This window comes from Rhizobium sp. SRDI943 (genome assembly GCF_057653695.1).
In genome coordinates, this window is the sequence record NZ_CM172787.1 from 2223014 (window position 1) to 2235867 (window position 12854).

A 12854-nucleotide genomic window follows, 5' to 3' on the forward strand; every position below is an offset into this window, starting at 1 on the left:
CCTCCTGAATGGGACTGCATGATGCGTTCCATAAATTCATGAAGAAATTGAATACGATGACGGCCCGCATACCATGGGGTCAAATATTTTTCAGAATCGACAACCCCTGATATTCAAGGGGCGGTCTGGGAATTCCAGTTCAGATTGAGCGCAGCGTCCAGGTGACGATTTCGGAGGCAACCGTGGAGAAGGCGCGGTCGAGGCCTTTGACGAAGCCGTCATTGTCGCCGCCGGCCGGCGCCATGGCGCGGAACACCTTCTGAGCGCGCACCGAGCCGTTGCGATCGTTGAGGATCTTGGCGGAGATCTCGACCACCGCCTGGTTGCCGCGCGAAGCATCGATCTCGAAGGAGCGGATATCGGTGACGATCTGGTAGTCGATCGCCAGCCCCTGCCCCGGCATGCCGACGCCGCCGAGCTTGCCCGAGTTCTCGAAAGCTTCCACCAGCTTCGACTGCACTATGCGCGGCAGCTTGTCGCCCCACTGCGCCTTTGAGAGATACTGGATTTCCGAAGGCGAAACACGGATGACGATCTGCTCGCTGTCGAGCGACCTTAGCGCCGTCGGGCTGGCGATCAGGATCTGGCGGGATTTGGCCGCGGGTCCGCTGCCATCGACGGCGGCGGGCAGGTCATAGGTGTCGTTCTTGGCCGCGGTGCCGCACCCCGAAAGGATCAGCGCCGTCAGCGGCAGCGCGATCACCGTTCCCCTGATCCAAGAACGGCGCGACAACAGATGCGATGCGACCATATTAGGCTACCCCTGACTTCCCAGTTAACGCCGCGTCCGGCCGTCATATTGCTTCACCGTGTCCCCGCCGAAGATCAGGCGTTGCGGATTGCGGTCGAAGTTGGTGATCGTATCGTTCAGATTGCTCACGGTCCCGCGCATGTCGTTGACGAGAGTCTGCACGTCGCGCAAGCCGCCGCTCGAGAATTTCTGCAGATTGTCGGCGATCGGCCCGATCCGCGAATTGAGATTGTCGGCGACCTTCTTGAAGGATTCCAGCGTGTCGCGCGCTTCAGTGAACAGCGATTGCGTATTGTCGGTGCCGAGCAGCGCATCGACCTTGATGAGAATGCCGTCGATGCGGGTCGAGGCCGAATTCAGCTTGTTGGAAAGCTGCGACACGTCCTGGATCGTCTGGTCGATATCTTTCTGACGCGCCGAAACCGTGTTGGCGACCTCGCGGATCGAGGCGACGGCGGCGCGCGCATCCTTGGTCGCCTGCGAGATATCGTCGACAGAGCCCTTCACCTTCGCCGGGTCGATCTGGGCAACGAGCGTATCGACGCGGTCGAGTGTCGCCTGCGCCTGCTTGCCGAAATCATTGAAGGTGGTGGCCGTCTGGTCGAACTTCTGGATCGCGCCCTTGAGGTCGCCTGAGGCATCGGCGACATTGGCGGTAATCTTCTCGGCATTGGAGACGATGTTATCGATCTTCTGCGCATCGACTGCCTTGACCAGCGACTCGACGGCTTGAAGCGTCGAATCGACACGGCTGGAGACCGCCTTCACCGTATTGGAGAGCTCACCCACGCTCTGCAGGAAGGCGTCAATATTGCCGGAATTCTTGGCAAGCGCATCCGAAAACGTCTCGGCATTCTTGAAAGTCTCGGTCAACGGCCCGCGCGAATCTTCGATGAATCCCTGAAGCTCGCCGACCGCGTCGTTGGCGCGATCGAGGATCTTGTCGGCGGTCGCCAGAAGATTGGTGACGCTCGACTGGTCGGCAACGATGACGGCGCGTTTGCCGTTATCGATCGCATGCTGGAGGATGCTTTCCTCGCCCTTGCGGCCGCCCGAGAGTTCGATATAGGCAGCCCCGGTCAAACCCTGGATTTCAAGGGCGGCCTTGGTCGAGGGGTAGATCGGCGCATCGGTGCGCACCTGGGTGAAGGCCAGCGAATATTGCGGATCGTCGGCATCGATCGACAGCGTTTGCACCGAGCCGATCTGGATGCCGTTGAAGCGCACCGGCGAGCCGACGCTGAGGCCGTTGGCCGAGCCCGGAATACGCACGATCAGTTCCGTCATCGGGCCGCCGCGGCCATATTCGGCCATCCAGTAGACGAAGCCGAAGGCAGCCGCGATCACCAGCACCGTGAAAAAACCGACAATCGTGTAATTGGCTTTGGTTTCCATCTTATCCGGTCACTTTCCGCTGCTGTCGTGCCGCGCGGCAGCATCGTTCTGCGGCACAATCGACCGCGCGCGTTTGCCCTTGAAATAGGCCTGCACCCACGGATCGTCATAGGCCAGCATGTCGTCGATCGTGCCTTCCACCATTACTCGCTTCTTTCCGAGCACGGCAATACGGTCGCAGACCGAAAATAGGCTGTCGAGGTCGTGCGTGACCATATACACGGTCAATCCCAGACTATCGCGCAGGTTGGCGATCAGTTCGTCGAATTCGGCCGCACCGATCGGGTCGAGGCCGGAGGTCGGTTCGTCCAGGAAAACGAGTTCCGGATCGAGTGACAGTGCGCGGGCAAGGGCTGCGCGCTTGATCATGCCGCCGGACAGTTCGGATGGATATTTGTCGGCGGCATCGGCTGCAAGACCGACCATACGGATCTTCAGATGCGCCAGCTCATCCATCAGCGAGGTCGGCAGGTCGAGATACTCGCGCATCGGCACCTGGATGTTCTCCTTGACCGTCAGCGACGAGAACAGCGCCCCCTGCTGGAACAGTACGCCGAGCCGCATGTCGAGCGCGTTGCGTTGTGGTTCGTCGAGCTCGTCGAAATCCTGGCCGAGGATCTTGATCGTGCCTGAGCGGCGCGGCAGCAGCCGGAGCACCGTACGCATCAGCACCGATTTACCCGTGCCCGACGCGCCGACGAATCCGAGGATCTCGCCGCGGTAGATATTGAGGTTCAGATTGTCGAGCACGACCTTGGAGCCGAAGCCGACGGTGACGTCGCGCGCCGACAGCACGATGTCCCTTTCGTCCTTGTCTTCCATATCGATCGGTTTCTCGTCCACGCGGTCCGCCATCCTAGAAATCGATCGCTGCATAGAACATCGCAAAAAGCCCGTCCATCAGGATGACGACGAAAATCGCCTTCACCACCGCGGCCGTCACGTGCTGGCCGAGCGATTCCGCGCTGCCGCCAACCTTCAGCCCCTCGACGGCGGCGACGATCCCGATGACCAGCGCCATGAACGGCGCCTTGATCATGCCTGACAGCACCGTCGACAATGTGACCGCCTCGTGGAGGCGCGACAGGAAATTGGCGAAGGTGATGCCGGAATAGCCCCAGGCGACAGCGGCAGCACCGCCCAGAGAAGCGAAATTCGCCAGCACCGTCAAAAGCGGCAGCGCAATGGTCAGCGCCACCAGCCGCGGAAAGATCAGCACGCCGATCGGGTTCAGCCCCATCACCTTCAGCGCGTCGATCTCTTCGCGCATCTTCATCGAACCGATTTCGGCGGTGATGGCGCTGCCCGAGCGGCCGGCGATCATGATCGAAGTCAGAAGCACGCCGATTTCGCGCAATTGCAGGATGCCGACGAGATCGACGACGAAAACCTCAGCGCCGAAGTAACGCAGCTGGAAGGCGCCCTGCTGGGCGATGATCCCCGATCAGGAAAGACATCAGCAAGATGATCGGAACGGCGCGAACGCCCATATGGTCGATCTGGTTGACGATCGAGGCCGGTGAAACGCCACTGCCGCGGCCGAACTTCATCTGCGCGCCGCGCACCGCCGAGCCGAGGATATACATGGCGGCGGCGAAATTGTCCCAGACCTCGTAGGTCATTTTGCCGATCGGCGCGAAGATGCGCGCGGCAAGCGAGACTTTCTCCGTCTGCTCCGGCTCGACCTTGGTCGGCTCCTCGGAAAACATCTCCAGCATTTCGTCGATATGCGAGTTGGTGCCTTCGAAGCGAACCATCCGCCCGCCCGCCTCTTCTTGCTTCTTCAGCCGGCACAGCAGCCAGATGCCGGCGGTGTCGATCTCCGAAATATCCGAGAGGTCTACCGTCAGGTCGCCAGTCTTCTTCTGCAAAAGCTTTTCGAAATCGCGTAGCACCAGATGGATGTAGGCGCTGCGCCAATTGCCCTGAAGACGCACACGCTGTCCCGATCCATCAGCCTGGTCGTCCACATCAAGGGAGGCGGCGTTGCGATTCTCGGCGTTCAAGATACTTGTGTCTTTCAAGGCTTACAGCGACATTGCCGAATCGCGAAGCAGATCGTTCGCCCGGCGCGTCAATATACAGAAGCACCGTGCAATTTCCATGCTTGCAGGAGAGCAATAATGCCGCGCACCCTCGATATCCAGATGAATTCCTTTCCGATTGCCGGGACCTTCACCATCTCGCGCGGGGCAAAGACCGAAGCCGAGGTTATCACCTGCACGCTTGTCGAAGAGGGTGCGCAGGGGCGCGGAGAATGCGTACCTTACCGCCGCTACGGCGAGACCATGGAGAGCGTTTTCGCCCAGATCGAGGCGGCGCGACCGCTGATCGAAGCCGGCATTTCACGCCATGACCTGCTGTCGGCCATGCCGCCGGGCGCGGCCCGCAACGCCGTCGATTGTGCCCTCTGGGACCTCCAGGCAAAGCAGACAGGAGACAGCGTCGCCGCCCGCCTCGGCATTGCCGCTCCGCAGCCGCTCACCACCGCTTACACCATCTCGCTCGGTGAACCGGAGGTGATGGCCGCCCAGGCGCGCGAACATGCCGGCCGCGCCCTGCTGAAGGTCAAGGTCGGCACCGGCGACGATGAAAGCCGCATCCGCGCCGTCCGCGCCGCCGCGCCCGATGCCGCCATCATTCTCGACGCCAATGAGGGCTGGCCGGACGCCGTGTTGGAGCGTCATCTCCATATCGCCGCGGAAGCAGGCATCGCCCTCGTCGAGCAGCCGCTGCCGGCTGGCCGCGATGGGCTGCTCGCCGAAATCCGCCGCCCGCTCCTCGTCTGCGCCGATGAGAGTGTCCACCACACCGGCGATCTCGCAAGCCTTGCCGACCGCTACGACGCGATCAACATCAAGCTCGACAAGACCGGCGGCCTGACGGAGGCGCTGTCGATGAAGGCCGAGGCCGAACGGCTCGGATTCAGTATCATGATCGGCTGCATGGTCGGCACCTCGCTTGCCATGGCGCCCGCCGTTCTCCTCGCCCAGAATGCCGATTTCGTCGATCTCGACGGTCCGCTGCTGCTTGCCCGCGACCGCGATCCCGGCCTGCGCTACGCCGCTTCGCTGGTCTTTCCGCCGGAAAGCACCCTTTGGGGCTGAAGATAGTAGGCGAAGATGACGAGGCCGAGGCCGGAAAACGCGACCAGCGCCATGACGTAATAGCTGACGACGCCGAGCCAGGCATAGAGATAACCCGACGCCAGGGTCATCAGCGCCATCGCCATGCCGACATAGAAGAAATAGGCGCCCTGTGCCGAAGATTCCTGCGTCTCCTGCACCGTCGCCATGATCCGTCGCTGCACGCCGGTATGCACGAAGGCATAGGTGAAGCCGTGGAAACATTGCAGCAGGAAGAAACCGGCAAAACCGGTATTCATCGGAAACAGGATCCAGCGGCAGACGCTGATGGCGCAGCCGAAGCGGATCAGCGTCCAGGCATCGAAGCGACGGTTGAGACGCTTCGACAGGAAGAACACCGTCACTTCCGAGGCGACGCCGGCGCTCCAGAGCAGCCCGACCTCAGTCCCGGAGAAGCCGAGCTGATGCCAATAGATCGAGGAAAAAGCGTTCAGCACCGCATGGCTCGACTGCTGGATGGCAACGCCGATCAAAAGCAGCAGCAGGTGCGGCTCGCGCAGGCCACTGCCGGTAGCGGCTGGGATGTTGATCGGCTGGCCCCGCCGTCGCGTTGGCCCGATGCGCGGACAGAAGATCGCCATGACAACGGTCATGACAAAGCCGAACACCATGACATCGAGCACCATTCCGCCGCCCCACCGGCTGATCATCTGGCCACCGACCAGCGTCGAGACGATAAAGGCGATGGAGCCCCACACGCGCATCGACCCGTAATCGAGCCCCCAGCGGCGCACGCCCGAGATGACGATCGATTCGACGACGGGCACATAGGGTGCGAAGGTGGCGCCCTGCAGCGCATAGACGATCGTCACCGGCCAGAAAGTCGTCGTCCAGAACAGCGCGACCGCCGTCAGCAGCGAAAGGCCGCCCGACCAGAGCAGCACGTCGGCGCGCTCCTTCAATCGATCGGCGATCATGGCGACGACAGGCGCCACCAGCACGCGAACCACCATGGGTATGGCAAGGATGATGCCGATCTCATGATCGCTAAAGCTATGGGTTGCGAGCCAGACGGGAAAGAACGGCAGGACGATGCCGTTGACGAGCAGCGGCGCACAATAGGAAAGCGCACTGAGAAGCCGGAAGCGCGGCGGCGCTCCCTCACCCGTCGGGGAATTTTGAGCGGGAATCATGGGTGGACCTGAAGGAAACTGGACGTTGTCCTAACACACCACTCTGGAGGCGACTATTGCGAGAAATAGCCGTTCTGAAACGTTTTAGAAAATAAATAGGGCCTGTCGCCTGACGGTAACGGCTAAATTCGTGGGAGCGCAGGCGCGGATGCGCCGGCGCCAAAATCAGGCGGCTTGCGGGGCCAGTTCGCCCTCGTCATGCATTTCGATAGCGGCAAGCGCCGGCACGCTGCTGGCGAGCGCCCGCCAGGTGATCAGTTCGAACGTGCCATCCTCGTGCTCGGCGACAGCCGTGCAGCTTTCCACCCAATCGCCGGTGTTGATGTAGCGGATACCGTCCATGTCCTGAATGATGGCATGATGGATATGTCCGCAGATCACCCCATCGGCGCCGTTTTTGCGGGCTTCCTCGGCCACGACGCGCTCAAATTCGCCGATAAAGTTGACAGCATGCTTGACCTGCAGCTTCGCCCAGGCCGAGAACGACCAGTAGGGCATGCCGAGTCGGCGGCGCACCGCCGCCAGGATGATGTTGATGCGGATTGCCGTGTCATAGGCCCAGTCGCCGAGATAGGCGAGCAGTCGGGCGTTGCGGACGACGACGTCGAACTCGTCGCCATGCAGGATCAGATATTTTCTGCCGTCGGCGCCGTCATGCATCATACGCTCGACGACCTCGATGCCGCCGAAATGCATGCCCGGGAAGGCGCGCAGGAATTCGTCGTGATTGCCGGGAATATAAACGACGCGCGTGCCCTTGCGCGCCTTGCGCAACAGTTTCTGGACGACGTCGTTGCAGACCTGTGGCCAGTACCAGCTGCGCTTCAGGCGCCAGCCGTCGACGATGTCGCCGACGAGCACGATCGTATCGGCCTCGTGGTGGCGCAGGAAATCCAGCAGGAAGTCGGCCTTCGCGGCCTTCGAGCCGAGATGGACATCGGAAATGAAGAGCGTGCGGAAATGTCTGGGTTCCATCATGTCTTTCACGAGCTGCCGCTCATGTCCCATCTTTCATCTAACCTTCCAAAACCAGACTCGTGTTTCAGGAAGATGACAAGCTGGGGAAAAGCCCTGCAAACCTGTTCATCCCACGCGGCCGCATGGCCGTTCGCCACGCGGGCCGCATGGCCGTCGCCACGCGGGCTGTATGCCCGTCGCCGCCAGGCCCGCCGAAAAGGTTGCCCTGTGCATTCAGGGCGTTCATGATGACGGCGATTCATATTCGACAATGCGGGATGGCTGATGCGTCTCTTTCTCGTTCGCCACGGCGAATCCCTCGGCAACATCAACGAACAGGCCTACCGTCAATTCGGCGATCACAATGTGCCGCTGACGCGATGGGGCCATCGGCAGGCTCTCGAAGCAGGCGGCGTGATCGCCTCCTACCTGCAAGCATTGCCGAGCGCTGGTTTCGGCAAGCTGCATATCTGGTACTCGCCCTTTCTGAGGACCCGGCAGAGCAAGGATGCGCTGCTCGAAGCCCTGCCGGAAAGTTTCGTCGGCGATATCAGGGAGGATTATCTGCTGCGCGAGCAGGATTTCGGTCTCTTCACCGAAATCTACGATCACGCGGAACAGAAGCAGAAGTTTCCCGAGGAGTTCGAAAAATGGGCGAGGCTGCGCAGCAACAGCGGCAAGTTCTACGCACGGCCGCCGGATGGCGAAAGCCGGGCGGATGTGGCCCAGCGGGTGCGCCTGTTCCTGCAAACCGTCATGCACGATGCAGAAAATAGCGACCACAACGTCGTGATCGTCGGCCATGGCGTCACCAACCGGGCGGTCGAAATGAATTTCCTGCACCGCCCCGTCGAGTGGTTCGAGCGCTCCGACAATCCTGGAAACGCCGATATCACCCTGATCGAGGGGACGCGCTCGCAAGGATACGAGTCGATCTTGTTGCATCAGGCCGCCGACCGGCAGCCGGGACAGGAAGGCGAACTGCGCGATGCCCATGGCGCCGACGTGACGATCACGCCGAAGCCGACTGCATAATTCCGAAATCGGACCGCCGCAAAGGTCTGTGGCGGGTTGCGTAAGGCAACCCGCCAATTCTTCACCTCAGGTCGGCGACGTCACGGTTGCCGGCTCCTGCCCGGCCGCCGCCTCCTCGTTCACAGTCTCGGGCCGCTTCGTCCTCAAGAGACGCAGCACGAAGACGAAGAAGACGGGAACGAAGAAGATCGCCAGCACCGTCGCCGAGATCATGCCGCCGAGCACGCCCGTGCCGATGGCATTTTGGCTCGCCGCACTTGGCCCGGTGGCGATCGCCAGAGGCACCACGCCCAATGTGAAGGCGAGCGAGGTCATGATGATCGGTCGGAAGCGCAGACGAGCGCCTTCGATCGCGGCATCCATCAGCGATTTGCCCTCGGCAAAACCGTCCTTGGCGAATTCGACGATCAGGATGGCGTTCTTTGCCGACAATCCGATGATCGCGATCAGACCGACCTTGAAGTAGATGTCGTTGGACATGTCGCGGCTCATCACCGCGAGCACGCAGCCGATGACGCCAAGCGGCACGACCAGCATCACCGACAACGGGATGGACCAACTCTCGTAAAGCCCCGACAGCAGCAGGAAGACGAAGAGGATGCTGAGGCCGAACAGGAACGGCGCCTGCGATCCCGATCTCAGCTCCTCCAGCGACTGGCCGGTCCATTCGAAGCCGAAGCCGTCGGGAAGTTCCGAGGCCAGCCGCTCCATTTCGGTAATCGCCGCCCCCGATGAATATCCCGGCGCCGGAGCGCCAGAGATACGCACGGAAGGGTAGCCGTTATAGCCGACGATCTGCGCCGGTCCCTTCTGCCATTCGGCGACGGCGAAGGACGATAGCGGCACCATGCCGCCGCTCGCATTGCGGACATTGAGCTTCATCAGGTCTTCCGCCTGAAGCCTGCTCTTGTCCTGCGCCTGCACGATGACGCGCTGCATGCGGCCCGAATTCGGGAAGTCGTTGACATAGCTCGAACCCAGATTGGCGGTGATCGTGCTGTTGATGTCGGCGAAGGCGACACCGAAGGTATTTGCCTTCTCGCGATCGATGACGAGCACGAGTTGGGCCGAGTCAGGCATGCCTTCCGGGCGGATACCTGCGATGATGGGGTTCTGCGATGCCTTGCCGATCAGCATTCCCGCCGCCTCGGTCAGTGCCGCCTGGCCTTTCGCCCCGCGATCCTGAAGGCGGAAGGTGAAGCCGTTGGTCGTGCCGAACCCTTCGATCGGCGGCGGCGACAGCGCGAAGGACGTCGCGTCCTTCAGCCCAAACAGCTGCATATTGGCGCGGTTGGAGATCTCCTGCACCGAATTGCCGGCGCCGCGTTCGGCCCAGTCCTTGAGCGTGACAAACACCAGGGCGGCGTTCGGTCCCTGCCCGGAGAAGCTGAAGCCCTGGATCGCGACGACGTTGGCAACGGCCGGCTCTTTCTTGAAGATTGCCTCGATGCTTTCGAGCGAGGCCACCGTGCGGTTGCGGCTCGCCTCCGGCGGTCCCTGCACGTCGACAATCAGGAAGCCCTGATCCTCGTCCGGCACGAAGCTGCTCGGCAGGTTGACGAAAAGATAGCCAAGGCCGATGAGCAGCGCGACATAGACGGCCATGACCCGCCAGGAGCGCTTGGCCAGTCCCTCGACGGTGCGGGCATAACGGCCGGTCAGCCGGTCGACGTTGCGGTTGAACCAGCCGGCGATGCCCTTCTTCTCGTGATGGCCCTTGATCGGTTTCAGGAAAGTGGCGCAGAGCGCCGGCGTCAGCGACAGCGCCAGGAAGGCGGAAAACAGGATGGATACGACCATGGTCAGGCTGAACTGACGGTAGATGATGCCTGTCGAGCCTGGGAAGAACGCCATCGGCACGAAGACGCAGGAGAGAACCAGCGTAATCCCGAGAATCGCGCCGGTGATCTGCCGCATCGCCTTCTTGGTCGCTTCCTTCGGTGACAGCCCTTCCACCGCCATCAGCCGCTCGACGTTTTCCACCACCACGATGGCGTCGTCGACGAGAATGCCGATGGCAAGCACCATCGCGAACATCGTCAGCACGTTGATCGAGAAGCCGGCAGCAAACATGACAGCAAGCGTCCCGAGCAGCGCGACCGGCACGACGAGCGTCGGAATGATGGTGTAACGGAAGCTCTGCAGGAAGATGAGCATCACAACAAAGACGAGCGCCACGGCTTCAGCGAGCGTATGCGCCACCTTCTCGATCGATGCCGAAACGAACGGGCTGGTATCATAGGGAACGGAATATTCGACGCCAGCAGGGAAGAAGCGCGACAGCTCCTCCATCTTCGCCTTGACCAGATTGGAAGTGTTGACGGCATTGCCCGTCGACGACAGCTGGATGGCAATGGCGGCGCTCGGCTGCCCGTTCAAGCGGGTGGAGAAGCTATAACTCTCGCTGCCCTCTTCGATGCGCGCGACATCGCGCAGCCGGACATTCGATCCGTCGGCATTGGCGCGCAGCACGATGTCTCCGAACTCCTTGATGTCGGTCAGTTGCCCCTTGACCAGCACTGTCGCCGTCAGGTCTTGCGAGATCGGATTGGGTGCTGCGCCGATCTGGCCCGCCGCGACCTGGGCGTTCTGCGCCGAGATCGCCGCGCTGATGTCGGATGCTGTGAGGTTCAGGCCGACCATCTTGTCGGGATCGATCCAGATGCGCATCGCCCTCTGCGACGCAAATAGCTGGGCGCGGCCGACGCCCTCGAGACGGCGCAGCTCGCCGATGACGTTTCGGTTGAGATAGTCGCCGAGCGCCACCTCGTCGGTCTTCCCGTCCGTCGATGTCAGCGAGATGAACATCAGGAAGCCCGACGACGCCTCCTCGACCGTGATGCCCTGATCCTTGACGGATTGCGGCAGCCGCGGTTCGACGCGGCGAATGGCATTCTGAACGTCGACGGAGGCCTGGTCGATATCGGTGCCGGCCGCAAAGGTCGCGGTGATCGTCATCGCGCCCGATGTGTCCGACGTCGACTCGAAATAAGAAAGGTGCTCGACCCCGTTCAGCTCTTCCTCGATTTGGCGGGTGACGCCCTGATAGATATCCTGGGGCGAAGCGCCGGGATAGCTGGTGGTGATGCTGAGCTGCGGCGGCGCGACCTTGGGATATTGGGCGACCGGCAGGAACGGCAGCGCGATCAGGCCAGCGATGGAGATGAAGATCGCAAAGACCCAGGCTAGGATCGGGCGATCGATAAAGAAACGTGCCATCGACCTTACTCCGGCTTCTTGGCGTCACCGGACGCGAGCTGGCCATCCCGCCACTCTTCCGGCGCGACCTTTGCGCCCGGCTGCAGCTTTTGGCTGCCGTCGACAACGAGACGCTCACCTGATGACAGACCGCTTTCGACCACCCATTCATTGCCGAAGGATTGACCGAGCTCCATGTCCCGCGGCTGTGCCACGTCTCCCTCCTGGACGACGTAGACCTGCGCCTTGCCGTCGGCCGTGCGGATGACGGCGCGTTGCGGGATAAGGATTGCCTTCTCTCGGACGGCCTGTTCGATGCGCACCCTGATGTAAAGACCGGGCAGCAGGTCGCCCTTCGGATTGGGGAATTCACCGCGGAGGGTGACTTGGCCCGTCGTCGCATCGACGCTGGCGCTGCTGAAGAGCAGCTTCCCGGCTTCGCCATAGACGGTGCCGTCGTCGAAGACGAGCTTGATGTCGGCCTTGCCTGGTTCGGTCGATGTGAGGCTGCCGTTCTCGACCGCCCGCTTCAACGCCAGCAGGTCTCCGGAGGATTGCATAAAGTCGGCATAAACGGGGTCAATCTGCTGGATCATCGCCAGCGCATCGCCTCCATCGGCCGTCACCAGCGCGCCTTCCGTCACCAGCGCGCCGCCGATGATGCCTGATATCGGTGCGCGGACTTCGGTATAGCCGAGATTGATCTTCGCTTCGTCGAGTGCGGCCTGCGCCAGCGCGACATCGGCATCGGCCTGGGCAAGGGCGACGGCGGCCGCATCATATTCGATACCGCTTGCAACATCACGGTCGCGCAGCGACTTCTGCCGGTCCAGCTGCTGGCGGGCATTCAGCTGCGTCGCCCTGGCGCGATCGAGGCTTGCTTCCGCACTGGCCACACGGACCCGGAAAAGCGCTGGATCGATCCGGTAGAGCACATCGCCCTGATGAACGAGGCTGCCCTGCTCGAAGATCCGTTCCTGCAGGATGCCGGAAACCCTGGCCCGCACTTCGGAAACGCGCGTCGCGGCAATGCGGCCGGGCAATTCGCTGATAACGGGAACCGGACGCGCGTTGAGCGTCAGGACGCTGACGGCTGTTGGCGGCATCGCGCCGCCTTCCTGTGCGTAAGCCGGCAGGTCGGCGCCGAATATCAGCGCCAGGACAAGCGTACAACCCAATGATTTCGTTCGAAAAAGCATGTTCACTAGCCTTCCTGTTGGTCCCGCTGGGGTCCAAAAA

The 12854-nt window shown here is 61.9% G+C and carries 9 protein-coding genes and 1 pseudogene; 2 read left to right on the forward strand and 8 right to left on the reverse strand.

The window, feature by feature from the left end; translation table 11 throughout:
- Window positions 1-139 precede the first annotated feature (139 nt).
- From AC245Y_RS11545 to AC245Y_RS11560, 4 genes and pseudogenes are all read right to left on the reverse strand, one after another.
- On the reverse strand, window positions 140-751 hold the full coding sequence (locus tag AC245Y_RS11545; protein WP_012757677.1) for an ABC-type transport auxiliary lipoprotein family protein: 612 nt from the start codon (window positions 749-751) through the stop codon (window positions 140-142).
- Between the two features lie 24 nt (window positions 752-775).
- Complete coding sequence (locus AC245Y_RS11550) at window positions 776-2146, reverse strand: MlaD family protein (RefSeq protein ID WP_012757678.1); 1371 nt, start codon at window positions 2144-2146, stop codon at window positions 776-778.
- Between the two features lie 9 nt (window positions 2147-2155).
- Window positions 2156-3001 (reverse strand): ABC transporter ATP-binding protein, encoded by an 846-nt coding sequence (locus tag AC245Y_RS11555; protein ID WP_011652197.1) that lies wholly within the window; start codon window positions 2999-3001, stop codon window positions 2156-2158.
- 1 nt (window position 3002) lies between these two features.
- Window positions 3003-4170: pseudogene (locus AC245Y_RS11560) on the reverse strand (MlaE family lipid ABC transporter permease subunit).
- A gap of 99 nt (window positions 4171-4269) precedes the next feature.
- Between AC245Y_RS11560 and dgcA the strand changes: the two are divergent.
- Entirely contained in the window at window positions 4270-5253 is a 984-nt protein-coding gene (dgcA, locus tag AC245Y_RS11565; protein ID WP_017994238.1) for an N-acetyl-D-Glu racemase DgcA, read from the forward strand.
- Here dgcA and AC245Y_RS11570 read toward each other — a convergent pair.
- Complete coding sequence (locus AC245Y_RS11570) at window positions 5205-6425, reverse strand: MFS transporter (RefSeq protein WP_012757681.1); 1221 nt, start codon at window positions 6423-6425, stop codon at window positions 5205-5207. The two genes, dgcA and AC245Y_RS11570, sit on opposite strands and share 49 nt — an antisense overlap.
- 165 nt (window positions 6426-6590) lie before the next feature.
- The gene (locus tag AC245Y_RS11575; protein WP_017994239.1) at window positions 6591-7433 is read right to left on the reverse strand and encodes a UDP-2,3-diacylglucosamine diphosphatase; all 843 of its coding nucleotides are present in this window, start codon (window positions 7431-7433) and stop codon (window positions 6591-6593) included.
- A gap of 234 nt (window positions 7434-7667) precedes the next feature.
- On the opposite strand from AC245Y_RS11575, the gene AC245Y_RS11580 reads away from it, so the two are divergent.
- Window positions 7668-8417, forward strand: a complete 750-nt coding sequence (locus tag AC245Y_RS11580) for a histidine phosphatase family protein (protein WP_012757683.1) — start codon at window positions 7668-7670, stop codon at window positions 8415-8417.
- A gap of 66 nt (window positions 8418-8483) precedes the next feature.
- Here the strand turns inward: AC245Y_RS11580 and AC245Y_RS11585 are convergent, their stop codons facing one another.
- On the reverse strand, window positions 8484-11636 hold the full coding sequence (locus tag AC245Y_RS11585) for an efflux RND transporter permease subunit (protein WP_017994240.1): 3153 nt from the start codon (window positions 11634-11636) through the stop codon (window positions 8484-8486).
- A 5-nt stretch (window positions 11637-11641) separates the two neighbouring features.
- Window positions 11642-12814, reverse strand: a complete 1173-nt coding sequence (locus AC245Y_RS11590) for an efflux RND transporter periplasmic adaptor subunit (protein ID WP_032996381.1) — start codon at window positions 12812-12814, stop codon at window positions 11642-11644.
- Window positions 12815-12854: the final 40 nt, after the last annotated feature.

What these genes read in the sequence shown, in the direction of transcription:
- dgcA (WP_017994238.1), top strand. Translation starts at nt 4,270, where the DNA reads ATGCCGCGCACCCTCGATATCCAGATGAATTCCTTTCCGATTGCCGGG.
- AC245Y_RS11555 (WP_011652197.1), bottom strand. Translation starts at nt 3,001, where the DNA reads ATGGCGGACCGCGTGGACGAGAAACCGATCGATATGGAAGACAAGGAC.
- AC245Y_RS11550 (WP_012757678.1), bottom strand. Translation starts at nt 2,146, where the DNA reads ATGGAAACCAAAGCCAATTACACGATTGTCGGTTTTTTCACGGTGCTG.
- AC245Y_RS11585 (WP_017994240.1), bottom strand. Translation starts at nt 11,636, where the DNA reads ATGGCACGTTTCTTTATCGATCGCCCGATCCTAGCCTGGGTCTTTGCG.
- AC245Y_RS11570 (WP_012757681.1), bottom strand. Translation starts at nt 6,425, where the DNA reads ATGATTCCCGCTCAAAATTCCCCGACGGGTGAGGGAGCGCCGCCGCGC.
- AC245Y_RS11580 (WP_012757683.1), top strand. Translation starts at nt 7,668, where the DNA reads ATGCGTCTCTTTCTCGTTCGCCACGGCGAATCCCTCGGCAACATCAAC.
- AC245Y_RS11590 (WP_032996381.1), bottom strand. Translation starts at nt 12,814, where the DNA reads ATGCTTTTTCGAACGAAATCATTGGGTTGTACGCTTGTCCTGGCGCTG.
- AC245Y_RS11575 (WP_017994239.1), bottom strand. Translation starts at nt 7,433, where the DNA reads ATGGGACATGAGCGGCAGCTCGTGAAAGACATGATGGAACCCAGACAT.
- AC245Y_RS11545 (WP_012757677.1), bottom strand. Translation starts at nt 751, where the DNA reads ATGGTCGCATCGCATCTGTTGTCGCGCCGTTCTTGGATCAGGGGAACG.